Consider the following 24,299-nt stretch of genomic DNA (forward strand, 5'->3'; position numbering starts at 1 on the left):
CTTTGTGTGGCCCTAACCCTCCTCCACCTCGGCCAACGCTTTGAGTCCCACCGACAGCATCGCGAGATCGGCGCCGCCGGCCGCCACCTGATCCGCGATGACGCGGCCGTAACGGGTCAACGCCTCGTGCCGCGCGCTGCGCCATGCCTCGATCAGGGCGGCCGCGTCGCCATCGGGCGGTGCATCCTGCAACACCGCGCGAGTCAACCGCCGGCGCAGTTGCGCCAGTTCCTCGAGCAGCGTCGCGCGGGCGAGCATTTGCCAGTGGGTCTGCACCGGCAATGCCTGGATGCCGGTTTGCAGCCAGACGTAGCCGAGCGGCGTGTCGAGGGCGAAGTAGACGCGTGCTGCCAACGAGAGCGCGCAACCGCTCGCGCTTGCCACCTCCGCAATGTCGAGGATTGCGACACGCGCGCCGACGGCGGAAGCCGCTTGCGCCAATTCGGCCGGCACACCTGCATCCAGGTAGTGCCGGCAGCGTTCTGCGCCCGCCGCCGCGGCATCGTCGCTCAACAGGGTATCGAGCGTGGGCGCCAGTTCGTCCACCGCGGCCCTGAAGCGCCCGATGGTATCCGGCACGTCTTGCACGCGATGCCGCAAAAACCACAATGTCGCGCGCTCGTGCAACTGCGCGAACGCGGCGAACAACCCAGCCTGCGTCTCGTGCGGCACACGGGCATCGAGCGCATCGACCGCGCCCCAGGCGTCGTCGAGCCGGAACACCGCCCGCGCGATCAGGCTGGCCCTGACCACGGCGCCCGGCTCTGCACCAGTTTCCTCGGCCAGCCGATGCACGAAGGTCACGCCGCCGCGATTCACCAGTGCATTGGCGTGCATCGTCGCGAGAATTTCGCGGTTGAGCGGATGCCGCGGCATCGCGTCCGCGCAACGCGTCTGCAACAGCGGCGGAAAATATTCCGGCAGGCCGCTGGCGACAAACGGTTGATCGGGCAACTCGCCGGCGAGCAGCGTGTCGTACAGCCAGATCTTGCTGTAGGCCATCAGCACGGCGCGTTCGGGCGATGTGAGCCCAGCGCCCGCGGCGCGCCGCGCGTCGAGATCTTCGTCCGCCGGCAGGAATTCGATCTCGCGGTTAAGCCGCGCGCCACGCTCCAGATACCGCATGAGCCGGACTTCGGGATCGAGCCAGGTGGCCGAGTTGGTCCGTGCAAGCGAGAGCGCCTGCGTCTGGAAATAGTTGTCGCGCAGCACCAGGTCGCCGACGTCGTTCGTCATTTCCGCGAGCAGGACGTTACGCTGCTTGAGGGTCATCTCGCCGTCCGCCACGACAATCCCGAGCAGAATCTTGATGTTCACTTCGTGATCGGAACAATCGACGCCGGCCGAGTTGTCGATCGCATCGGTATTGATGCGTCCGCCGCGTTGCGCGAACTCGATGCGGCCCAGCTGCGTGCAGCCGAGATTGCCGCCTTCGGCCACGACCTTGCAGCGCAACTCCGCGCCATTGACCCGCAGCCCATCGTTACTGCGGTCGCCGACTTGCGCATGCGTCTCGCTGCTGGCCTTGACGTACGTGCCGATGCCGCCGTTGTAAAGCAGATCGGCCGGCGCCTTGAGGATCGCGCGCAACAGATCATTCGGCGCGAGTTCGGTCGCCTCCACGTCGAGCATCGCCCGCACTTCCAGCGACAACGGAATCGCCTTCGCGGTGCGCGGGTAGACGCCGCCCCCTTTGGAAATCAGACGCGTGTCGTAATCGGCCCAACTGGAGCGCGGCAACTGGAACAGGCGCTCGCGCTCGGTGAAGCTCGTGGCGGCGTCGGGCGTGGGATCAAGGAAGACGTGGCGGTGATCGAACGCCGCAAGCAAACGAATATGGCGAGAGAGCAGCATGCCGTTGCCGAACACGTCGCCGGACATGTCGCCGACGCCCACCACCGTGAAATCGGTCGTCTGGGTATCGACACCCATCTCGCTGAAGTGGCGCTTGACCGACTCCCATGCGCCGCGCGCGGTGATGGCCATCTTCTTGTGGTCATAGCCGACCGAGCCGCCCGACGCGAATGCGTCGCCGAGCCAGAAGCCGTACTCGGCCGAAATCGCGTTGGCATAATCGGAGAAGGTGGCCGTGCCCTTGTCGGCGGCGACCACGAGATAGGGATCATCGGCGTCGTAGCGCACGACGTCGCGCGGCGACACGAGGGCACCGTCGGCATAGTTGTCCGTCAGGTCGAGCAATCCGCGCAGGAATGTCTGATAGCAGGCGACGCCTTCGGCCAGCCAGGCATCGCGATCGGTGACGGGCGGCGGTTGCTTGACGACGAAGCCGCCCTTCGATCCGACCGGCACGATCACCGTGTTCTTGACCATTTGCGCCTTGACGAGACCGAGCACCTCCGTGCGGAAATCCTCGCGCCGGTCGGACCAGCGAAGCCCGCCGCGCGCGACTTTGCCGCCGCGCAAATGCACGCCTTCGACGCGCGGCGAGTACACCCAGATCTCGAACATCGGCTTTGGCTCGGGCAAGCCCGGCACACGCGACGGATCGAACTTGAACGAGAGGTACGGCTTGGGCAGGTCCGCGCGCCCGTCACCTGCGTCGCCCGCCGCGCCGTGCTGGAAGTAGTTGGTGCGCACTGTCGCCTCGAGCACGCCGAGGAATTGCCTCAGGATGCGGTCTTCGTCGAGATTGGGCACGTCTTCCAGCGCGGCGGCGATTTGTGCGCGCACGGCGTCGCTGCGCGAGGCGCGGGCGTCCGCTTCCAGCGAGGGATCGAAGCGTGCGAGAAACAACTGCACGAGCGCGCGGGCGATGGACGGATTGCCGGTGAGTGCGCCTTCGATATACGCATTACTGAAGGTCGATCCGATCTGGCGAATGTACTTCGCATACGCGCGCAGGATTCGGATTTCGCGCCATGTCAGTCCTGCCTGCAAGACGAGACGATTCAGGTCGTCGTTCTCGACTTCGCCGGACCAGATGCGCGCGAATGCATCTTCGAAAAGCATGCGTGCGGTATCGAGATCGACATCGGCGCCGTCGGTCGTCACCATGCCGAAATCGTGCATCCAGATCGCCGCAGCCTCCGCAGGCTCGATGCGGTAAGGCCGCTCCTCATTGACGCGCACACCGAGATGCTCGAGCATCGGCAGGCTGCGTGACAGGGCGATCGGCTGTCCGGCGCGGTAGATCTTGAAGCGCAGCGCGCCGGGCGGGGCTTCCAGGGGACGGTACAACTGCATCGAGAGCGGACTGTCGATCGGCCCGACAGCCGCGGGCGTCGCATGCGCGTCCCCCTGCGCGGCGACCGCCCCATCGGCCAGCAGCGGTTCCATCAACTCAATATCCCGCACGGCTACGCGCGCGGGGTAGTCCTCACGGAAGCCCGCGGGAAAGGCATCACCGTAGCGGCGCAGCAGACGTTTGCCGCGCTCCTCGCCGCTGCGTTCGGCCAGCGCGTCGGCGAGATCGTCCTGCCATCGCCGCGCGGCCTGCACAATGAGCGTCTCCAGATCGCGCACGTCGACATCGGGCACGTTGCCGGGCTGCGTGCGCACCGTGATATGGATGCGGGCGAGCATCGATTCGGACAACAGGGGTGTGAACTCCACGCTGGTGCCGCGGTAGGCCTCCTGCAGGAGCGCCTGGACGCGCATGCGCAGGTCCGTATTGAATTTCTCGCGCGGCACGAACACGAGACAGGACACGAACCGGTCGAAGCGGTCGCGGCGCACGAAGAGGCGTGTGCGCTGGCGCTCCTGCAAGCGCAGGATGCCCATGGCGATGTCGTAAAGTTCGCCGGTGCCGATCTGGAACAGTTCGTCGCGCGGATACTGCTCGAGGATCGTGACAAGCGTCTTGGCAAGGTGTCCGTTCGGCAGGAAGCCGGTGCGGCCGATCACGTCGGCAACTTTGCGGCGTGCCAGCGGAATCTCGCGGGCCGGCACCATGTAAACGGTCGACGTGTACAGCCCGAGAAAGCGGCGTTCGCCGCACACGCGTCCGTCGGCATCGAAGCGTTTGACGCCGACATAATCGAGATAACCCGGGCGATGCACGGTGGCACGCGAATTGGCCTTCGTGAGAAAGATCGGCGCGGGCGCTTCGACAATGCGCACTGCCCCCGGCGCGAGCCGCGTGATGTCGGGGGCGCCGGCCTCACGCAGCGACTCGCGCAATATGCCGAGCCCCGTGCCGGCCGTGCCTTGCAGAAAATGCTCGCCGTCCTTCACGACCAGTTCGTAATCGCGATAACCGAGGAAAGTGAAATGCTGATCGAGCATCCAGGCGAGAAACGCCTGGGCTTCGCGAATCTCGTCATGTTCTTCACTGCTCACGTCGGGCTGCGCGGCGCGTACGTCGAGCGCATCGATGGCGGCCTGGGCCGACGCCAGCATCGGGCGCCAGTCTTCGACGGCCGCGCGCACGTCGCCGAGCGCCTTGAGCAGGCCGTCATGCAGTTCCTGCATGCGCCTCGGCTCGGAAAAGCGGTCGACTTCGATGTGGATATACGACTCGAGATGCGCGGTGCCGCTATCGTCCGGCGCGCCCTGCGTGTCCTGCGGCAGACCGGCGCCGGGCGCCACGCGCACGCGCAAGCCCGAGGCGTCGCGCCACATGCGATAGACGGGATGGAATGCGGAATGCAGCGCGAGCCCTTGCCGATTGATCTCCATCGTGACGGAATCCACGAGAAACGGCATGTCCCCGCCGGCGATCTCGACGACCGTGTGGCCGCTATACCAGCCGTGCTGTTCGAGGCTCGGGTTGTAGACGCGCACGCGCGGCTGCCCTGTCTCGAGTTTCTGCCCGAGCTGCCAATGCGCCATGGCGGCGCCGTACAGATCGGCCACGCTGCGTGAGAGCACATCCTCGGCGTCGGCGAGACCGTAATAATGCCGGACGAACGGCTCGAATACGTCGCCAATGTCGGGGGCGCGCTCGCGAGCGAGGGCCACGACGTCAGCCATGTGCCGGCTGACCTTGTCTTCGGGTTGGGCGGGCATGCATTGGCTCCCGGTCGGGCGTGGCGAACCACGCGAATGACTTCGATGGAACGTCGCCGAAGGAAAGCGTGTCAGGCTTTCCCGCCCCACCGGCCGGACGCATCGGAGAACATGACACGGCCGCAACGGACGGGCGAACCCATGCTACGCCGCACTGCTGCGGCTGACAATGGGGGCAAACGGGAAGAGGCGGGCGCAAGCGGGGATAACCGGAGACGATCGCCGGACACAATCGCGCCCAAACCGGAGCCGGGCCATCCCGCCCGGTATAATCCGGCATGACTTCAAATCGCACCCCCGCCCCCGCCGCCGGCGCTTCCTTTGCCGCCCTCCCGCTTGGCGACGCCATGCAGGCCAACCTCGCGCAACTCGGTTACACCGAGATGACGCCGATCCAGGCCGCCGCCCTGCCGCTCATGCTGGCCGGCAATGACCTGATCGCCCAAGCCAAGACCGGCAGCGGCAAGACCGCCGCCTTCGCGCTCGGCGTACTGAACCGTCTCGACACACGCGATTTTGCCGTGCAAGCCGCCGTGCTGTGCCCGACACGCGAACTGGCCGAGCAAGTCGCGCAGGAATTGCGCCGCCTCGCCCGCGCCGAAGAGAACATCAAGATCCTGACGCTGTGCGGCGGCACGCCGCTGCGCCCGCAGGCGGACAGCCTCGCCCACGGCGCCCATATCGTCGTCGGCACGCCGGGCCGCCTGATGGACCACATCGAACGCGGCACCCTCTCGCTCGCAGGCATCAAGACCCTGGTGCTCGACGAGGCCGACCGCATGCTGGACATGGGCTTTTTCGACGACATCGCCTATGTGGCCAAACAATGCCCGGCCGAGCGCCAGACGCTGCTGTTCTCCGCGACGTACCCCGAGGGCATCGGCAAGCTCGCACAGCGGTTCCTGCGCAACCCGAAGGAAGTGAAACTCGCGGAACGGCATGACGCCGCGAAGATCCGCCAACGCTTCTATGAAGTGCGCGACGACGAGCGGCTGCATGCCGTGGGCCAGTTGCTGGCGCACTATCGCCCCGCCAGCACCATCGCGTTCTGCAACACGAAGGCGCAGTGCCGCGATTTGCTCGAAGTCCTGCACGCCGAGGGCGTCGAGGCGCTTGCGCTGCATGGCGATCTCGAACAGCGCGACCGCGACCTCGTCATGATCCAGTTCGCCAACCGCAGCTGCACGGTATTGGTGGCGACCGACGTCGCGGCGCGCGGTCTCGACATAGCGCAGCTCGAGGCGGTGATCAATGTCGACGTGACGCAGGATCCCGAAGTGCATGTGCACCGGATCGGCCGGACCGGACGCGCCGATCAGGCCGGCTGGGCGCTGAGCCTGGCGAGCCTGAACGAAATGGGCCGTGTCGGCGCGATCGAAGCGGCCCAGGGAACCGAATTCGAATGGCACAAGCTGTCCGAGCTCGCGCCGGCGCCGGGCGGCCCGATGCTGGCGCCCATGGTCACGCTTCAGATGCTCGGCGGAAAGAAGGAAAAGATCCGGCCCGGCGACGTGCTCGGCGCGCTGACCGGGGAAGCCGGATTGCCCGGCACGCAGATCGGCAAGATCAACGTGACGGACGTGTTCACCTATGTCGCCGTGGACCGTGACATCGCCCCGCAAGCGCTGCGCGCGCTCAATGAAGGCAAGGTCAAGGGCAAGCGCGTCAAGGCGCGTTATCTGACAGACTGACGCGCCTGATAGGGACTTCTCCTGAGTTCTGTGGGCGGCGTAGGGCAATTCACGTAGGATAAGCGAACCCCGTCACCCGATGCCATCGGACGCATCCGATTCTCGCCGCATGGTTTTGCGGGGCTTTCGTGCTTTTTGGTGGTTCATTGCCAGGCTGCCCAGGTCAGAGGAGTTCGCATGACGCTCACCCGACGTGTTGCCCATCTTATCTTCGCCGCCGGGATCCTGGCGCTCGCCGGCTGCAAGAGCGCAGGCGTGCCACCCAATCAGCCGCTTCAGAAAGACACCCTAGAGGAGTACGCCATCGTGATCGTCGGACTGGATTCGACGATGCAGAGTACCTGGGGACCGTGGACGTATTCGGAAAACTCGCAAACGGTCAACGGCGTACTGGGCGGCGCGTTGCTGCGCACGCTCAACGTCAACAAGCCTGGACAGGGATTCGTGGCGATGCGGGTGTCGCCGCCGCTCAAGAATGAGCGTTTCGGGCCAATGGAATTCGTGCCGGCGGATGGCGAGTACCGCTACAAGTATTGCAAGGGACGAAAAGTACCGACCGTGCAGGTCCGTGCGGGCGACGTCATCTACGCGGGCAGCCTGCTGGTCGGCAGCAACGGACCGAATCTGTCATTGCGCTTCGTCTACGACATGGTCGGCGCGAGACGCTTCGTCGCTGCCAACTACCCGGCGCTGGCAGACCGGCTGCAGGCGCAGCCGTTCGAGTTCTTCGAGGTCAGGACGCAGCCGACTTGCCGGTAGCCCGACCTGTCGGGAACGACCGGCATCCCTCGCGCGGGATGTGCAGCCGAAGGGGCTTTCGACTAGCCGTGGCTCGGGAGGAATACCTCGTCATTGTCCCATTGCGGGTCGTCATCGTTATCGTCACCGCTTGCCAGCCTGAGCGCCGCGCCTCCTGAGGGTGGCGAACCACTTTCGGTCGCCAATTTGAATGCAGTGCTCTGCGTGAGTCGCGTGACGCTTTCCCCTTGTGCGCGCGCCTTGCTGGCCGCTCTCCCCTTCTCGTACGACGCCTCCAGCGAACTTGCACTTGAATGCGCAGAGCGCTCCGAATACGCCCTCTGCGCACGCCTCAATTCGCCCAGGAATTCGCCCGGCATTGCCGGCATTGAATTGGGGCCGACGTGCGCCCGGGGGATCGTAATCGCCTCGCTGTCCGTATCGCTATCGTCGTCCCCCGGCGGCTCCGGCTCCACCTCGATGGGAACCACGGACGCCTGGGTCATGCGGAACGTCCCGGCGGGCCAACCGCCCTTCAATGTGCCGATCTCTTGCTGGTACCGCTCGATTTCCTGAGCCTTTGCGTCCAACTGCGACAAGTGCTCTGCGAACCGGGAGCCATGGTCCGGAGCACTGCCGAATCCGAATCCACATTGACGCAGTTGCGCCAACGTCACGCCAGCTTGCAGATTCACACTTTTCGCGTTCGGGTCACGAATGCGGATGACATCCAGCGCCAGTCTCGCCGCTTCGCGGCGTGCACGCACCGACGGGCCAAAGAAATTCCCCCATTTGAACCCCGTACGGACTGGCTTGAGAACAAGTTCGCCACGCCGCATCGCAACGCGCACCTCGGTATCGGGGCCAAAGATTGTCTGTTTGTCCGAGGCTTTCCGAACCAATTCATCGATCTTCAAAAGATATGCCCGGTCATACTGCATCGATAAAAGCGCCCGATGCAGCACGTGCTCCTGATGTTCGACGATATCCCGCAGGCTATCCACATGCGCCTTGTGGAAGGTTGACGCCGGAATTTCCTGATAAGGCGTCAGGCCATACGCCGCTTGTACCGCCGTGTTGAACGCTTCGACGGCTTTCATCTGGGCGTCGAAGTGCAGGGTCGGTTCGAAACAGCTCACGATATGGCGCGCTGGGGCGCGCCCCTTGCCCGCCTCACTCAGCGCGATAGCGCGTCCACGCATTTCAAACGACAGGTCCAATTCCGCGCTCCGGCTCGCCTTGAACCAGTGCGTCAGACATTGCGCCCACCTCGACTGATTGACGCCAGCGTAGAACATCTTGTCATCGATCGCATCAACGGACACCCACATGCGCCGATGCTCCGAGCACCATTCCTTGTACGTGCAATAACGCAAACCGTCGATGTTCACACGGGGCGTACTCGGATATTTGGTTTCGCCTCTGCGGCTCGCTTCGCTTGACACGGAAGACATCGACGCGACTGGGTCTCGCATCGGCGCCTCGTGCAACGGCGTCAATATGACGTCAGGCTGACCGCAAGTCTGATTCGCAGACGTTATTTCGCGGCGGAGTCCGTCGAAGCTGTCGAATAGCGGCCGATAGGTTCCCTCGGTGCCATAGACGGAATTTTTCGAATCGGGGCCAACAACACGGCTGACGGCAGCCCCTGTCGCCGATGATTGGCAAGCATAACGCGAGATATCAGGCATAGACGTGACGGAAAATGCGCCTGGCCCGGATGGCAGGCTTCTGGCGGCAAAGGTTAACGTCACTCGCCTGCCATGGTTTCTGAAAAGCGTCGCAAGCCTGTTGCCGACAGCACCGTTGGGAATTTGCGCGATCGATCGAAGCGATTACAAGGCCGCGTCCTTCAGCAACGCCGTCTGCTCCAGCCGCTCGGTGATCAGCGCGCCCAAGGGCGTATCGTCATGCAGCTAGATGAGATCGCGTCCGGCGAGCGCGATTCGCACCGCCCTCGCACCGGAATCCCGCGCGCGAATGCGTCCGAAAAAATCCCCGCGTAACTGTCAGAAAAACACCCTGTTTTCGCCTGCCATAAGCCGCGACGCCGGTTTCATGCACTGTGCCCGGACAGTGCCTCATTCACCGCCGGAAACCCCGCCTCGCAAGACGATATCCCCTGAAGTCAACCGCCTGTCGGTTTTTTCCTTGCGTTAGCCCGTGGAAGCCGCGCCACACGGCGTGCGGCCGCCTCGCCACCGGCACCGAAATTACTGGCGTCTTTGGCTATAATGCCCCACAATCCATCGGACGCTTGGGTCCAATGAGTCAGCAGACACGCCGCCAGACACGGGGAAAGGAAGCGGGGACGGTGTGCCAGACGTGATGCATGCACAGACAACAACAATGAGTTCAGATCGACTCCCCGCCGGCGTGCCCTTTGTCGAGCCGCCGGTTTTGTTGCCGGCCCTCGGCCGGGAACCGGTCCCGGCCGTTGCCCGGGCGTTGGTCGAACTGACCGGCGGACTTTCGGCCCATGTCACGGCCGAAGGACGCTTTCTCTTCATTGCCGATACCTCGCTGCGTTTCCTTGAATATTCCCGTGAGTATGTTGACCATGCGTCGCTTTTCGAGCTGACCGGCATCGACGACGTTCCTGTTGTCCAGGAAGCCCTTGCCGCTGCGCAGACACAAGGTCCGCAGCACTGTACCGTGCGCCTGCTGCGCGGCCTGACGGACCGTCTCTGGATGCAGTTGCACATCGCCCTGTATTCGCCGCGGACCCGGACCTTGCCCGCCACGTTCGTGGTCCGTGGCGTCGACATCACCGCCCAGAAGGACAGCGAACAGCGCCTGCGCGAGCTCGCCCTGTGCGACACGGTCACCGGGTTGGGCAATCGCGGCTACATCCAGGAGCGCATTGCCGGCGCCATCGCACACGCGAATGATGGCGGGCCGAACTTCGCCGTGGCGCTGCTCGACCTCGACGGTTTCAAGAAGGTCAACGACTCGCTAGGGCACGACGTGGGCGATCAGTTGCTGCGCGCCGCCGGACAGCGGCTCGTCGCACAAATCCGCGAGACGGACGTCGCCGGCCGCATGGGCGGCGACGAATTTGTACTCGTGCTGCCCGGATGCGATGACGAACAGGCGCTGAACGGCATCATGAAGCGCGTGCTGTCGGCCATCCAGCAACCGTTCCAGGTGGGCGACCAAATGCTGCACCTGACCACCAGCATCGGCGTGGCGTTCTACCCCAGGCACGGCACCTCAGACGGCACGCTGATCAAGCACGCCGACGCCGCCATGTATTGCGCGAAAGATCGCGGCCGCAACGGGCTTTACGTCTACACGGATGACCTCGGCGACTTGCAGCGCAAGGCGTTCTCGCTCGAGTCGGCCATGTTCGAAGCCATTCACAACGGCGAGTTCAGCCTGCACTACCAGCCGATCTGCGATCCGGTAACCCTCGCAGTCAAGGGCGTGGAGGCGCTGATGCGCTGGTATCCCGCGCTCGGCCCCGTTTCGCCGGCGGAGTTCATCCCGCTCGCGGAAGCCAACGGCCTCATCAACCTGCTGGGCGGCTGGGCGCTGCGCGCCGCGTGCATGCAGCTGGCCCGCTGGGACACGACGCGGCTCGGCGGCTTGTATATGTCCGTCAACGTTTCGGCCCAGCAGTTTCACCATCCGGCGTTCCCGAGCCTCGTCTGGCAGGCCATCGCCGATTCGGGCGTGGAAGGCCACAGGCTGGTGCTCGAGATCACGGAAAGCGTGCTGATGCGCGACCCGGAGCAGGCCAATCTGGTGCTGCGCGAACTTCAGACGCTTGGCGTGCGCTTTGCCGTGGACGATTTCGGCGCGGGCTATTCGAGTCTCGGCTACCTCAAACGCTTCCCGCTGTCGGCCTTGAAGATCGACCGCAGCTTCGTCAAGGACATGCCGACGTCGAGCAATGACCGCACCATCGTCACGGCGGTGCTGGGCCTCGCCCGCGAACTGGGCCTGTCGGCCGTGGCCGAAGGTGTCGAAACCGAGGAGCAACGCCAGATGCTGATCGACCGAGGTTGCGATTCCATTCAAGGATGGCTCGTGTCGCAAGCCCTGCCGGCAAACGAACTGGAGGGAGCCTTCGCTTCCGGCAGCCTGCATCTGGAGGGCGGGCGCTGACGCGCTAAATGCATACCATGAGCATGACGAAAGAAGGGACCCTCGAATTATTGTGGCAGCGCATGAGCGAGAAAGGCGACTTTCCCTCGCTGCAGCGTTCTGTCAGCAGCATTGTCTCCGCCATGCAGAGCGAAGACACCTCCACGGCCGACCTGGCGTCGTCGGTGCTGAGCGATTTCGCGCTCACGCAGAAAGTCATCCGTCTTGCCAATTCCGCGATGTACGCGCCGTTCGGCTGCAATGTGACGACCGTATCGCGCGCGATCATGATTCTCGGCGTCGACACCATCGGCCATCTGGCGCTGAGCCTGAAGTTGCTCGAAGGCTTCGGCGAAGTGGCTTCGCATCGCCAGGACATGGCGCGCGAGCTCGCCCGCGCCTCTCTGGCGGGCGCGTTCGCCCGTGACATCACCGCCAAGACCGGCATTCGCGACGGCGAGGAGGCGGTCGTCTGCACCCTGCTCCATCACGTGGCGCGCATGCTCGTGGCGTATTGCTTCCCGGAAGAATGGCAGCAGATTCAGCAGCTTGCGTCCAACGAGGGCATCAGCGACAGCGATGCCTGCGAACGCGTACTGGCAATCTCGTTTCCGGAACTGGCCGAGGCGGCCGCGCACAAATGGGGGCTGCCGGACGGCATCGCGCGCAGCATGCGGCCGGCCGAGCCCGCGGACCCCGACGAGCCGTTGTCGCATGCAGATTGGCTTTGCACCGTGGCGAATCTCTCCAACGAGATGGTCGGAGAGTTGACGAGCGGGGCCGATCCCGACCGTATCGCCGCACTCGCCGCAAGCTATGCGGATCGGCTGGCGCTCGACGCGACCGAAGTGGTTGCGATCGGCGAGGACATGGTGCGCGATACGTCGCATCAGGAATTCCTTTCGATCAGCACGGGTGCGCCCAGCACGCTTTTGCCGCCCGCCGGCAAGCCGCTCGATTCGGTGCGGCGCCTGGCGACCGGCCTGACGGAAGTGCGTGCGGCCACCCCGGGAGCCGATGCCGACAGTCTGCTCAATCTAACGCTCGAAGCGATCATGCAATCGCTCGGGTTCGCCAATTGCGCGGCATTCCTGCGCAATACGCACGAAAAAGCGTTCGAGGCACGTTACGGCATCGGGTGCGACATCCAGCCGGTACTCGGACTGTCGTTTCCCGCTGCGTTCGAACCGGACGTTTTCCATCTCGCGCTGACCAACGGCCGTGCAATCTTCATCGAGAACGCCCACGAACCGCGCATCGCCACTCGCATCCCGCGCTGGCACCGCCAGCATTTCGGGCACGTGAAGTCGTTCTTCCTGTTGCCGGTGCAGCAGCGCAATCAACCGGTCGCCCTGCTCTACGGCGATTGGGGTCACGTCCCTTGTGCCGGCGGACTCGGCAGCAAGGAGATGGAGTTCCTGCATCACATGGGGGACGAAATCTCCAAGAAGCTCGAAGGGATCGCGGCCCCGGCGGAACCGTCCCTTCACCGCAAACCCGCAGTCGCGCGCTGAAGATCGCGCCTCGCGGCGATCATATCGGATCAGACATTCCTAGCATTCTTCTTTTCATATGATGACCGGCGTGCTGCGGCCCATGCGCCCCACGCCCATCCTGCCGCTGCGCCTGCGCGTCACGGGAAAACCCCGACCCCTCAAGGCTTTTCGGCCTCTCCATCCGCTAAACCCACTATAGCTGCGGCCCCCATTGCGGGCCGCATTTCGGCGCGGGACACTAGCGCCACGATATCGCGGCAGCGTTCGCCGCGAGTCGGTAAAAAAATTACCTTCGGTGATCGACAGGTCACACGCACGGATCAAGGAGATGACATGACGCAACCAGCCGTACACCCGGTCGACGCGCGCTTGCCGTTGGCCAAACTCTTCACGCTGGGATTGCAGCACGTGCTGGTGATGTATGCCGGCGCGGTGGCTGTGCCGCTGATTATTGGCGGCGCGCTGAAGTTGAGCATCGATCAGGTGGCGTTCCTGATCAATGCGGATCTGTTCGCTTGCGGCATTGCGACATTGATCCAGACCATCGGGGTCTGGAAGTTCGGTCTGCGTCTGCCGATCATGATGGGGGTGACCTTTACGGCCGTCACGCCGATGATCGCGATCGGCACGAATCCCGCCCTCGGTCTGCTCGACATCTACGGGGCGACGATCGTGTCGGGGATCATCGGCATTGTGATTGCGCCGTACATCGGAAAGCTGCTGCGCCTGTTCCCGCCGGTCGTGACGGGCACGGTGATCACGGTGATCGGCGTGTCCCTGATGGGCGTCGGCATCAACTGGGCGGCGGGCGGCTTCGGCAATCCGGACTACGGCAACCCGGTGTATCTGGGCGTGTCGTTCGCGGTGTTGGTGTGCATCTTGTACATCACGAAGTATGTGCGCGGCTTCTTTGCGAACATTGCGGTGTTGCTTGGCATTTTGTTCGGCACGTTGGTCGCGTTGCTGCTGGGCAAGGTATCGTTCGCGGGACTGGCCGAGACGCCGTGGATTGGCATCGTGATGCCGTTCCATTTCGGCATGCCGAAATTCGATCTGATCGCGATCGCGACGATGACGCTGGTGATGCTGGTGACGTTTATCGAATCGACGGGGATGTTTCTCGCGGTGGGCGATATCGTGGGACGCCCGGTGGATCAGAAGACGCTCGTGCGCGGTTTGCGGGTGGATGGCCTCGGGACGTTGATCGGCGGCATCTTCAATACGTTTCCGTACACGTCGTTCTCGCAGAATGTGGGGTTGGTCGGGGTCACGGGTGTGAAGAGCCGCTGGGTATGCGTGGCGGGCGGCATGATCCTGATCGCGCTCGGGATGTTCCCGAAGGTGGCGCACGTGGTGGCGTCGGTGCCGCAGTTCGTGTTGGGCGGCGCAGGTATTGTGATGTTCGGCATGGTCACTGCCACGGGCATCAAGATTCTGTCGACGGTCGATCTGGCGAAGAACAAGTACAACCTGTACATCATCGCCATCAGTATCGGCATGGGGATGATTCCGGTCGCATCGGACAAGTTCTTCAACAAGCTGCCGCATGCGCTGGAACCGCTGCTGCATAGCGGCATCCTGCTCGCGTCGATCACGGCGGTGCTGCTCAATGCGCATTTCAACGGGCTTCGCAGCCAGGCGGAAGCCAACGCCCTGGCGCAGGAAGCCGGGAAGCAGGCGGACACGGCGCATTGAGTGAGGTGCTTTTGAGGATGGAAACCGTCGCGGATTGCCCCGGCTTCGGTTTCCTTCCTCGCTTTCACTGGCTGAAAACCCTCGCAGGTTGCCCGCGCGTCGCCCTCTCACGCTCCCGGGGCCGCCAACGGATCTACTTTTGCTTCGCAAAACCAGCTCCATTGCCGGCGTCATGCCTCCAGGTACGCTCGCGAGCCCTGCCACGCTGTCAGTGATTGTGTTGCTGGGGCTGGGGCTTTCTTAATGGAAGTTCCGACTATTGACGCTCAACTCGCCCAGCATCTCGGACAGATCCACCAGCTTTCGTGCCACCAGGTGCATGACGCGCCCCTCCCGCTGCCACACGCCCTCCACGCCCATCATGGACGACGCCAACAGCGGGGTACGCTGCGATTCCACGATATCCGGCCAGACAATCACGTTGATCACGCCCGTCTCATCCTCCAGCGATACGAAAATCGTGCCGTTGGCCGTTCCCGGACGTTGCCGCCCCGTCACGATCCCCGCCGCACGCACACGCCGGCCATTCGGCACGTCGCGCAAATCACGCGCCGTCCGCATCCGCATGCCGCGCAATTTTTCCCGCAACAGCTGCAACGGGTGGCGCCGCAGCGACAAGCCCGTACTCGCATAGTCGGCCACAATGTCCTGCCCCTCCGGCATCGGCGGCAAATTCACCTGCTCATCCTCGCTGCCCGGCATGGCATCGCGCAAAGTCGGCGCGCCCAGCAACGGCGTCGGCGGTTGATAGGCCGCCACCGTCCAACGGGCTTGACGGCGCCCGCCCAATAACGTCGCCAGCGCATCGGCCGCGGCAAGGGCGTCCAGGTCGTGACGCGTCAGGGCCGCGCGCGCCGCCAGATCGTCGATATCGGCGAACGGCTTCTGCCGGCGTGCCGCCTCGATCGCAATCGCCGCCGTATCGGACAATCCCTTGATCTGCGCCAGCCCCAATCGCACCGCCGGCTGGCGCGCCGGGTAGCCGCCACGCGTCATGCGCACTTCAAGCGTCGCCTCGGCCGCGCTCTCGCACACGTCGACCGGACGCACCTCGACTCCATGGCGCCGCGCATCCTGCACCAGCTGCGACGGAGAATAAAATCCCATCGGCTGGCTGTTGAGCAAACCACACAGGAACATGGCCGGCTCGTGACATTTGAGCCACGCGCTCGCATAGGCCAGCAACGCAAAACTCGCCGCATGGCTCTCCGGGAAACCATACTCCCCGAAGCCCTCGATCTGACGGCAAATCGCTTCCGCAAACGCCTGCGGATAGCCGTTCGCCGTCATGCCGTCGATGATCCGTCTCTGGAATTTCTCCAATCCGCCCTTGCGCCGCCATGCCGCCATGGAGCGCCGCAGTTGATCCGCCTCGCCCGCCGAGAATCCGGCAGCGATCATCGCGACCTGCATGACCTGCTCCTGGAAAATCGGCACGCCCAGGGTGCGCTCGAGCGCTGCCTTGATTTCTTCGCGCGGATAGTCGACATCCTCCTTGCCCTGCTTGCGCCGCAGGTACGGATGCACCATGCCGCCCTGGATCGGCCCCGGCCGCACGATCGCCACTTCGATCACAAGGTCGTAATAGGTCTTCGGTCCCAGGCGCGGCAACATGCTCATCTGCGCGCGCGATTCGATCTGGAAGACGCCGACGGTATCCGCACGGCGGATCATGGCGTAGGTCTTCGGATCTTCGTTCGGGATGTCGTGCAAGCCGATCGGCGTGCCGCGCCATGCGCTCAACATCTTCAAGGTGCGCTGGAGCGCGCTCAGCATGCCCAGCGCCAGTACGTCGACCTTGAGCAGCTTGAGCGTGTCGATGTCGTCCTTGTCCCACTGGATGACGTAACGGTCATCCATCGCCGCCGGTGCAATCGGCACGAGCCGCGAAAGCTTGTCGCGCGAGATCACGAAGCCGCCCACGTGCTGCGACAGATGACGAGGGAAACCGACCAGCCGGCTTACGAGATCGGCCCACATACGCGTCGTCGGCGCCTCGGGCGACAAACCCTGCGCCGCCATGCGCGCGAGCAGGTTGTCGCGGCCATCCCACCATTGCTGGCCTTGCGCCACCTGCTCGACGATCGAAGGATCGATGCCGAGCGCACGCCCCGTGTCACGCAAAGCGCTGCGCAGCCGGTAGGTGATGACGGTCGCCGCAAGCGCGGCACGTTCCAGGCCGTATTTTTTGTAGATGTACTGGATAACCTGCTCGCGCCGCTGATGCTCGAAGTCGACGTCGATGTCCGGCGGCTCGTTGCGTTCCTTCGACAGGAAACGGCCAAACAGCAATTGCACCTGATCGGGATCGACCTCGGTGATGCCAAGGCAATAGCACACCGCCGAGTTGGCCGCAGAGCCGCGCCCCTGGCACAGGATGTCCTCACTGCGCGCGAAGCTGACAATGTCGTAGACGGTCAGGAAATACGGTTCGTATTCGAGTTCGGCAATGAGCTTCAGTTCGTCTTCGATCAGTTGGCGAACCTTGGACGGAATCGTCTCGCCATAACGCCGGCGCAAGCCCGCCTCGACTTCCTGGCGCAGATAGGTCGCCGGGGTATGTCCGGCCGGCACAAGTTCTTCGGGATATTCGTAGCGCAAGCTGCGCAGATCGAAGTGACAGCGTGACGCGATCTCGACCGTGGCGGCCAGCGCTTCACGCGGATAGAGCCACGCGAGACGCATGCGCGCACGCAAATGCTGTTCGGCATTGGCCGCAAGCGCCAGCCCGCACGACTGTACCGACTGGCCGAGCCCGATCGCCGTCAAGGTGTCCTGCAAGGGCTTGCGCGATCGCACATGCATCAACACATGGCCGGTGGCGACGAGCGGCATGCCCGTGCGCGCCGACACCGCACGCAAACGGGCGAGCTGCGTGTCGTCGTCGGCGCGATGCAGGCGTTCAAGCGCAAGCCACACGCGGGTGCCGAAGGTCCGCACGGCCCATTGCGCCTGCGCAAGCAAAGTCGCCTCATCGGCGCCCGGCGGCGGCACGAGCAGCATCAGGCAACCGGGCAGTCCGCGCAAATGTGCCTGTGCCGGCGCGGGATCGGCAAAATCGCCGGGAGTCAGGGTATAGCCGCGCTTCGGTCCGCGCATGCGGCCCAGCGTGATCATCTCCGACAGATTGCCGTAGCCCTCGCGATGCTGCGCCAGCGCGACCAGATGCAACGGGACCTGCGGCGCATGCGTCATGTCCGTCTGCAAACGAAACTCGCTGCCGACGATCAGCGACAAGGTCGGATGATTGACGGACTCGGCAAGCGCCCGCACCACGCCCGCGACGGAGCATTCGTCGGTGATGGCCAGCGCGCGGTAGCCAAGCTGCGCCGCGCGCGCCACCAACTCCTCCGGATGGGACGCGCCGCGCTGGAAGGAGAAGTTCGACAGGCAATGCAGTTCGGCATAGCCGGGCAAGCCGCTCTCGTCGCGCTCGCCGATGCCACCGGCGCTATCGTCGTCCTCGTTCGCGGCAAGTCCGTCCGTCGGCCCCTGCCACGGCAAAAAAGCATCCATCTCCATCAGTCACCCGCATATGAGGTATGCCGGATATCCGCTCAACCGAACAGGCCATGCAGATACCAGGCCGCGGACGCGCCATGCACAGGGCGCTCGCGAAAGATCCACAACAACGCCCCCTCAGCGTCTGCCGCAATGAAATAGTCGCGCGTGACGGTGCCCGGCTCCCACCAGCCCGCCTCGATGCGCTCCGGGCCGCTCAACAAGGTCAGCGGGCCGTCACGCCACGGCTTTTCCTGGCGCATCTCCAGCCGCCGCGGTGCATCGAGCAACCACGCCGGGCGCGGCGGCGCCGCGCATGACACCGTGTCCGCCGCCGGCCCCGCACGCGCGGCGCCAGCCGGCAACGCGGCGCCATGCGGCATGCAGACGAACGCGGTTTCCGGGCGATGATCGCCACGCACATGCAGTTGCGTGACACGGTCTTCCCCCAGACGCGCAGACAAGCGCTCCAGCAGATGAACGAGGTCGTGCCGCACGCGCCCCGGCTCCGGCAACAACGCACCGCTCACCGGCGCGTAAGGTGCGGTTTGCGTGACGTCCAGACGCAGCGTGAGCACAGGCGCCGCCAGCGGCTGACGCGCCAGGCGCTCCTTGCAGACCGCCAGCAGATGGTCGGGCGACGCGCTCGGCGCAGCCAGCGCGATCGCCAACTGCGTGGGTGCAAGCGTGTGACGGCCAAGCGGTTCGTGTTCGAGCACGAGTGTGACGATGCGCGCGCCGAGTTGACGCGCGCCGAGCCAGCCCGCCAATTGCGCGAGCAAGCGGCGCAGGCCGAACAGCAGGACGTTCACGTCGCTGGTAAGCGCCGGCAACGGCAAGCAGGCCTCGAAGTGCGGCGGCGCGCGATACCAGGCGGGCGCTTCGACCTCCTCGCCGTAGGCGCGCGCCAACTCGCCCGGCAATTCGGCGCCGCAGCGGCGGCGAATGCCGGCGCGCGGCAACGCACGCAACGCTCCCAGGGTGGCGCAGCCGATTTGCGCGAGCCAGTCGAGCCACGGACCGGCACTCGTCAGCAACGCCACGGGCAATGCGTCGAGCTGCGGCACAAGGGCATCCAGGTCAATCGGTGCAGCCGCTTCCGGAACCGGCGCTGCCGCCACGCCGCCGGCTTGCGTGGCTTGCGCGGAACGACGGCGCCGCCCTCGCCCGCCGGCCATGTCACGCGCAAGCAGCGTCGCGCCGGCGGCGGTTGCCGCCACGCCGAGGGTGACGCGATGCCCAAGCGTATGGGCTGTCTCCACGACCAGGCGGCAGAGCGCCGCCAAGCCGCCAAACAGGCGCAGACTCGCTCCGGCTTCGAGCATCACGCATTGTGGTGCGGCAATGGCGACATCGGGACCGAAGCGCAGCAGCGCAAGCGCCAACGCTTCGAGCGCCTTCGCTTCGGCCACTTCGTCGCGATCATGGAAACGCGCCTGCGGCAGCAAGGCGAGCACGCCGCCGCGACGCATGCTGGCGCGCACACCGGCCCGCCGCGCCATCGCGCCAGCTTGCCAGACACGTGTCTGCGATAGCACGACGATCGGATCGTCCGCGTCAGGCAGCTCCGCCACGCCGGCCACTGCGGCCGCCGAACGCTCAGGCGTTCGCGGCGGTGCGATCTCGAGCGCCAGCTGCGGCAGGTGCAAGGCGATCCAGCAGGCCATGCCCGGCTCCTGTGTGAGAACTGCCGGCGCATGGCGCACCGGCGTTGTGAGATGCCGCCGGCTCGGCGGCCTGCACCGCACGCGCATGCGGCGCAGGCAAGCTCAGCCAGAGCGGTTCCGTGCGCGGCGGCCCGCGCCGTTTATGAAACCGCACGGCCAACCGGCTACCCGCGCCGACGGTCAATCCGAGCCGCAACGGCGACGCCGAAGCGGTCGCAGCCGCCATCGCGGGCCGTATCAGCCACGCGAGCGTATCGCCGCCCGACGCAGCCACTTGCAGACGCCGCACCTGTTCAGGGGTGGCAGCCGGCAACCATGCCAGCACCGCGCCGCAGCACACGCCCTTGAGTGCCTGTTCCGCCGCCCACAGCATGTCGCGATTCTCGCCCCGGGGCCGCGCCGTGCGCCGCCCCGCACGGACCGCCGGCGCAGGGACGGGCGGCGTGACGATCGTCAGTTGACGTAAATCGATGCCCCATGCCGCCAGCGCCGGCGCATAAGGCAGGAGCGGCGGCGCCACCAGGAGGACGGCCTGCCCGGCCTGTGTCAGATCGCGCAAGGCCGGCGCCAGAAGACGCCACTCCCCGATGCCCGCACGCTCGCATAGCAATTCGGTGACGGCCCCCTGCGGCCAGCCGCCGCCGGGCAATTCATGATCGAGCGAGGCAAAGCCGGTACGGTGACCCGGACGGGTATAGCGCGCCAGTTCGCTGGCACGCCAAAGGCCGGCTGGCAATGCGGAAAGCGACAGGGTCATGGCGGCAGACGAGTGGCGAAGCGGTGGAACACCCTCCAGGATGAGATGGTGCCCCGCAAATTACTGTATGGATGTACAGTATCCCAAGTCCACGCCCAATGCAAGCCGTGCGGCCCGCGCCTGAAAAACACAAAGCCTGCGCGCAACAAAACAAAAGCCCGCGTAAAGCGGGCTTCAGGGTCCAACGAACCTCAATGCGCTGTGGCGCAAGGCCTGGAACGGTCGGGGCGCCGTCGCACGCCGTCCAATGACGGCGGGATATTGCCCTGACTTGGCTTATCGACTGCTACCACCTAACTGCGCCAGCGTCGACCGTTCGGCCAGGCCTTTCAGTAACCGGCGGTTTCGAGCGCGCGGATACGTTGTTCCAGCTCAATGATGTCCTTCGACTCGGCCAGGAACGCTTCGCGGCGACGGCGCTCAGCATTTTCAAACCAAGTGTTCACGACTTCAAACAGGGCGGCAAACATGACGTTTCTCCAGATCAATAGTGTGCTGCATCGCAGCAGTGCTTCGCATTATATAGGGTTTTACCTCATAGGGTTGGCCCTAATATAGAAAATCTGGAAAAATTCTGCTAGAAGCCCCCCTCAAACGCCCCAAAAACCTAAATAATCCTTTATCTATCAATCATTTAAGTTTCAGTTGCTGCCGTACAACAACGCCCGGGGTGCCGTTTTTTCACACGCCGGCCCCTCATGTCAATGGTGTTGCGGATGGCAAGCCGGCGCGGATTGCGTCGGCAAGTCGGCGGCCGCGAGACCGTCGAGGATCGGACAGTCGGGCCGATCATCGCCATGACAATGATCCGCGAGATGTGTGAGCGTGTCGCGCATAGCCACCAGTTCGGCAATACGTTGATCGAGCTCGGCGACATGGGCCTGTGCCAACGCCTTGACCTGCGAACTCGCGCGCCCGCGGTCCTGCCACAAGGCGAGCAACTGACGAATCTGTTCGACACCGAAGCCGAGCCGGCGCGCTTGCCTGATGAAGCGCAGCAAGTGCAGTTCCTGTTCGCCATAACGGCGGTAGCCGGCATCCGACCGGGGACTTGGCGGAATCAATCCGATACTTTCGTAGTAGCGGATCATCTTGGCCGTGACGCCTGTTGCCTGGGCTGCTTGTCCGATATTCATCCGAGTTGCTCCGCGACACTCCGTCCTTCAGGGCGGAGCGGAAAGGCGCCGAGGCCGCAGGCCTCGTTGCCTTTCGTTGTTGAATAAGGGGAAGGCTGACAGGCGTAGCCATAGCCGTCACCGCGTTGCAGCACCTTGCAGTGCTTTTGTGAGATGCCTTGCACGGTCGGCACCCCCGGCTTCCCGGACTGAATGTTGAAGGAGCCCGTTTGACGGATGGCGACACGCCCCTGGTACGTGCCGGCCTTTTTACCGTTCGGCACCGTCGCGAGCACCATATCCCCGGTTCTAAATCCGAACGCGGTTTTGCTGCGCGATAGGTAAGCGCGCGGAAACCCGAACTGGTTGAGCCGCGTTCGGCTGCGCGAGCCGCGTCCGGAACACTTCACCACCAGCACCGGCGCAGCGGCGCCGGTCACGCCATCCGCCTGTCCCGTGCACGCGGCATCGAGGGAATGGGTTTTGGGAAGCCCCAGCCGCGTGCGATTGCACTTCGTCTGTGCACCGCTCGCCGTGGAGACGGACAAGCCGGTGCCCTTCAAGGCCTCAAAGAGCGCCCAGCGCGTCGTGTTGACGGCGGCGGCATCACGCAACGGTGCCTTGGCTCGCGCGAGAATCCGCGCCAGCCGCGTGGGGTCTTGCGCCAGAAACGCGCGGATGTCGCGGCTGTCCTTTTTCTGGTTGCACGGCGCACAGGCCAGCGCCAGGTTGCTCACGCGACTCGAGCCGCCGCGCGCTTTCGCATGAATGTGCTCGACCTGCAGCGGCACGCCGGTGGCATCGCAGTATTGGCAGCTGCGACCGAACTTCTCCAGCAGATATTCCCGTACCTCGTAGCCCGCCAGTTCACCCTGCTGATACTCGACGCCGGAAATCTCGGCATTTTGCATTAGTTGCATGTCAAAGCGCACGAGCTCCTGTGCGATGTGCGTGACCGGCGCGAGCTTGCACAGACGCCTGGCCCAGGCCATGGTCGTGTCGACGCGATGTTGCAGCGAGGGCGGCAGCCAGCCCGCTTTGCGGGTGCGGTTGTCAAAGCGCGGGGCGCGATAGCGCAGGTTGCCCCGCCTGCGGCGGCGCATCGCCGAGCGAGCCTGCAGCGCTTGCTTGATAGCGCGCCCCCGATGCACGAGCTCCATCAGGAAGCGGATGTGCATGACGCGATGGACTACGCCATCGCCATCGACCGATGCTGCCACACGACAGAGGGCCAGGCCGGTCGTCTGGCTACCCGGGTCAAGCTTGAGTTCCAGCGCTTGTAACCGGGAGTCAGCCGGTTGCCGGTCGATGAGCCGAAGCGTGAACGGATAGCGCCGATGCACGCGCGCGCGGCCAGCGCCGAGGAGCTTCCTCGCACGCTTCTCGCTGCACGGCATCAGCGGCCGTCCGTTACGACCCAACACAAAGACAGGCAAAACAGACTCCTCTTTCGTCAAATGGTGCTGTCTTTCCAGCCGTCAGCCCTTACGGGCCTTGTGACGCTTGCCTCTCGGCAAGGCTCTCCTCGGGAAGGTTGCAAGCCGGCTTGGACAGGTTGCCCTGTCTTGCAGCAGTCCGTTTCGAACTTACCCTGTCGCGTGTCTGCGACTGCTGCTTCGAATGCGCCTTGCGGCGCTATCCGGAACTGGAGAAGCATTCCGGCGTCGGTCTTGTACCTACTGGCAACGTAGCGGGTTGGGTACCGCTTTCCCTGGTCAACTCGAGCTTTTACAAGCTCCGGCATTTATGCCGGGGTGGTTGACGATCCATCCCGCGGGACGAGCCGGGCGCTGATCGGCGCATGGTCGGAAATACGCGACCACGGACGGCCGTGCAGCACTTTGGCGCCCTCGATGTGAAAGCCGCGCGCGTAGATGCGGTCGAGCCGCAACAACGGCAAGCTGCTGGGAAAACTGCGCGCGGGTCGTCCTGAACTGTTTTGAAACACTTCCGTCAGCGCAAGGCGTTCGGCGAGCAACGGGTTCGCCTGATTGCTCCAGTCGTTGAAATCGCCTGCGATGATCAGCGGCGCATCGTCCGGCACGGCCTCGGCCACGCGCTCGGCCAGCATCTCGAACTGGCGCCGCCGGCCCCGTCCCGCGAGCGACAGATGCACACACAGGCAATGCAGCGGCCGCGACCAGCCCGGTATGTCGACTTCAGCATGCAGCATGCCGCGCTTCTCGAAGCTATACGTGGTGATGTCGTGATTGTCCGCGCGCACGATCGGATAGCGGCTCAAAATGGCATTTCCGTGGTGGCCGTGGTCGTAGACGACGTTGCGCCCATACGCATGCGCAGACCACGTGCTGCCGGCCAGAAACTCATGTTGCGGCTGGACCGGCCAGGTGGTGTGACGCACCGCGTGGTGTAGATGCAGCCCCTGGACTTCCTGAAGGAATACAAGATCCGGTGCGAGGCCTTCAAGCCCTTCGCGCAGTTCATGAACGCGCAGGCGGTTGAAGGCGGAAAAGCCCTTGTGAATGTTGTAGCTTGCGATATGCAGAGTATTCGGCATGATCTCCGGCGCGAGGGCGACAGGCGATATCACTTGGATGGGGCGATGCCGTCCCTGTTCTCAA

15 protein-coding genes are annotated in these 24,299 nt (G+C 64.5%); 6 read left to right on the top strand and 9 right to left on the bottom strand.

What is annotated here, in order from left to right:
* Window positions 1-12: 12 nt before the first annotated feature.
* Complete coding sequence (locus tag PTE30175_RS18500; protein ID WP_150698542.1) at window positions 13-4,968, bottom strand: NAD-glutamate dehydrogenase; 4,956 nt, start codon at window positions 4,966-4,968, stop codon at window positions 13-15.
* Window positions 4,969-5,246: 278 nt separating this feature from the next.
* On the opposite strand from PTE30175_RS18500, the gene dbpA reads away from it, so the two are divergent.
* Window positions 5,247-6,659, top strand: a complete 1,413-nt coding sequence (gene dbpA / locus PTE30175_RS18505) for an ATP-dependent RNA helicase DbpA (protein ID WP_150698543.1) — start codon at window positions 5,247-5,249, stop codon at window positions 6,657-6,659.
* A 177-nt stretch (window positions 6,660-6,836) separates the two neighbouring features.
* Window positions 6,837-7,418, top strand: a complete 582-nt coding sequence (locus PTE30175_RS18510; RefSeq protein WP_150698544.1) for a hypothetical protein — start codon at window positions 6,837-6,839, stop codon at window positions 7,416-7,418.
* A gap of 62 nt (window positions 7,419-7,480) precedes the next feature.
* Here PTE30175_RS18510 and PTE30175_RS18515 read toward each other — a convergent pair whose 3' ends face one another.
* The gene (locus tag PTE30175_RS18515; protein WP_150698545.1) at window positions 7,481-8,788 is read right to left on the bottom strand and encodes a hypothetical protein; all 1,308 of its coding nucleotides are present in this window, start codon (window positions 8,786-8,788) and stop codon (window positions 7,481-7,483) included.
* 372 nt (window positions 8,789-9,160) lie between these two features.
* Between PTE30175_RS18515 and PTE30175_RS18520 the strand changes: the two genes are divergently transcribed.
* The 4 genes from PTE30175_RS18520 to PTE30175_RS18535 all read left to right on the top strand — a co-directional run bounded on the left by PTE30175_RS18520 (window position 9,161) and on the right by PTE30175_RS18535 (window position 14,677).
* On the top strand, window positions 9,161-9,403 hold the full coding sequence (locus tag PTE30175_RS18520; RefSeq protein ID WP_150698546.1) for a hypothetical protein: 243 nt from the start codon (window positions 9,161-9,163) through the stop codon (window positions 9,401-9,403).
* Between the two features lie 343 nt (window positions 9,404-9,746).
* Complete coding sequence (locus PTE30175_RS18525; protein ID WP_191629136.1) at window positions 9,747-11,507, top strand: putative bifunctional diguanylate cyclase/phosphodiesterase; 1,761 nt, start codon at window positions 9,747-9,749, stop codon at window positions 11,505-11,507.
* Between the two features lie 17 nt (window positions 11,508-11,524).
* A complete protein-coding gene (locus tag PTE30175_RS18530) occupies window positions 11,525-13,000 on the top strand; it encodes an HDOD domain-containing protein (protein WP_191629137.1) in 1,476 nt (491 codons plus the stop codon).
* 315 nt (window positions 13,001-13,315) lie between these two features.
* A complete protein-coding gene (locus tag PTE30175_RS18535; protein ID WP_150698549.1) occupies window positions 13,316-14,677 on the top strand; it encodes a nucleobase:cation symporter-2 family protein in 1,362 nt (453 codons plus the stop codon).
* A gap of 240 nt (window positions 14,678-14,917) precedes the next feature.
* On the opposite strand, the gene PTE30175_RS18540 is transcribed toward PTE30175_RS18535, so the two are convergent.
* The 7 genes from PTE30175_RS18540 to PTE30175_RS18570 form a co-directional block, all read right to left on the bottom strand.
* Window positions 14,918-18,193 carry an error-prone DNA polymerase gene (locus tag PTE30175_RS18540; protein ID WP_150698550.1) on the bottom strand — a complete coding sequence of 1,092 codons (3,276 nt, stop codon included), beginning with the start codon at window positions 18,191-18,193 and terminating at the stop codon, window positions 14,918-14,920.
* Between the two features lie 41 nt (window positions 18,194-18,234).
* Window positions 18,235-19,845, bottom strand: coding sequence for a Y-family DNA polymerase (locus PTE30175_RS18545; RefSeq protein ID WP_191629138.1), 1,611 nt, complete (start codon window positions 19,843-19,845; stop codon window positions 18,235-18,237).
* On the bottom strand, window positions 19,778-20,602 hold the full coding sequence (gene imuA, locus PTE30175_RS18550; RefSeq protein ID WP_150698552.1) for a translesion DNA synthesis-associated protein ImuA: 825 nt from the start codon (window positions 20,600-20,602) through the stop codon (window positions 19,778-19,780). The genes PTE30175_RS18545 and imuA overlap by 68 nt, the downstream gene beginning before the upstream one ends.
* Window positions 20,603-20,931: 329 nt before the next feature.
* Window positions 20,932-21,072: a DUF3563 family protein gene (locus tag PTE30175_RS18555; protein WP_150698553.1), complete on the bottom strand. Its 141-nt coding sequence runs from the start codon at window positions 21,070-21,072 to the stop codon at window positions 20,932-20,934.
* Between the two features lie 231 nt (window positions 21,073-21,303).
* Window positions 21,304-21,738, bottom strand: a complete 435-nt coding sequence (gene cueR, locus PTE30175_RS18560; protein WP_150698554.1) for a Cu(I)-responsive transcriptional regulator — start codon at window positions 21,736-21,738, stop codon at window positions 21,304-21,306.
* Window positions 21,735-23,114: an RNA-guided endonuclease IscB gene (gene iscB / locus PTE30175_RS18565; RefSeq protein ID WP_420819657.1), complete on the bottom strand. Its 1,380-nt coding sequence runs from the start codon at window positions 23,112-23,114 to the stop codon at window positions 21,735-21,737. The genes cueR and iscB overlap by 4 nt, the downstream gene beginning before the upstream one ends.
* 347 nt (window positions 23,115-23,461) lie before the next feature.
* Window positions 23,462-24,235: an endonuclease/exonuclease/phosphatase family protein gene (locus tag PTE30175_RS18570; protein ID WP_150698556.1), complete on the bottom strand. Its 774-nt coding sequence runs from the start codon at window positions 24,233-24,235 to the stop codon at window positions 23,462-23,464.
* Window positions 24,236-24,299: the final 64 nt, after the last annotated feature.

Origin of the sequence: Pandoraea terrae, from assembly GCF_902459695.1 — a bacterium.
In the GTDB taxonomy this organism is placed as follows: Bacteria; Pseudomonadota; Gammaproteobacteria; order Burkholderiales; family Burkholderiaceae; genus Pandoraea; species Pandoraea terrae.

Bases quoted from the DNA above. Each gene is read 5' to 3' on its own strand.
- PTE30175_RS18500 (WP_150698542.1), bottom strand. From the start codon at position 4,968: ATGCCCGCCCAACCCGAAGACAAGGTCAGCCGGCACATGGCTGACGTC.
- dbpA (WP_150698543.1), top strand. From the start codon at position 5,247: ATGACTTCAAATCGCACCCCCGCCCCCGCCGCCGGCGCTTCCTTTGCC.
- PTE30175_RS18510 (WP_150698544.1), top strand. From the start codon at position 6,837: ATGACGCTCACCCGACGTGTTGCCCATCTTATCTTCGCCGCCGGGATC.
- PTE30175_RS18520 (WP_150698546.1), top strand. From the start codon at position 9,161: ATGGTTTCTGAAAAGCGTCGCAAGCCTGTTGCCGACAGCACCGTTGGG.
- PTE30175_RS18525 (WP_191629136.1), top strand. From the start codon at position 9,747: ATGAGTTCAGATCGACTCCCCGCCGGCGTGCCCTTTGTCGAGCCGCCG.
- PTE30175_RS18530 (WP_191629137.1), top strand. From the start codon at position 11,525: ATGAGCATGACGAAAGAAGGGACCCTCGAATTATTGTGGCAGCGCATG.
- PTE30175_RS18535 (WP_150698549.1), top strand. From the start codon at position 13,316: ATGACGCAACCAGCCGTACACCCGGTCGACGCGCGCTTGCCGTTGGCC.
- PTE30175_RS18540 (WP_150698550.1), bottom strand. From the start codon at position 18,193: ATGGATGCTTTTTTGCCGTGGCAGGGGCCGACGGACGGACTTGCCGCG.
- PTE30175_RS18545 (WP_191629138.1), bottom strand. From the start codon at position 19,845: ATGGCCTGCTGGATCGCCTTGCACCTGCCGCAGCTGGCGCTCGAGATC.
- imuA (WP_150698552.1), bottom strand. From the start codon at position 20,602: ATGACCCTGTCGCTTTCCGCATTGCCAGCCGGCCTTTGGCGTGCCAGC.
- PTE30175_RS18555 (WP_150698553.1), bottom strand. From the start codon at position 21,072: ATGTTTGCCGCCCTGTTTGAAGTCGTGAACACTTGGTTTGAAAATGCT.
- cueR (WP_150698554.1), bottom strand. From the start codon at position 21,738: ATGAATATCGGACAAGCAGCCCAGGCAACAGGCGTCACGGCCAAGATG.
- iscB (WP_420819657.1), bottom strand. From the start codon at position 23,114: ATGCCGTGCAGCGAGAAGCGTGCGAGGAAGCTCCTCGGCGCTGGCCGC.
- PTE30175_RS18570 (WP_150698556.1), bottom strand. From the start codon at position 24,235: ATGCCGAATACTCTGCATATCGCAAGCTACAACATTCACAAGGGCTTT.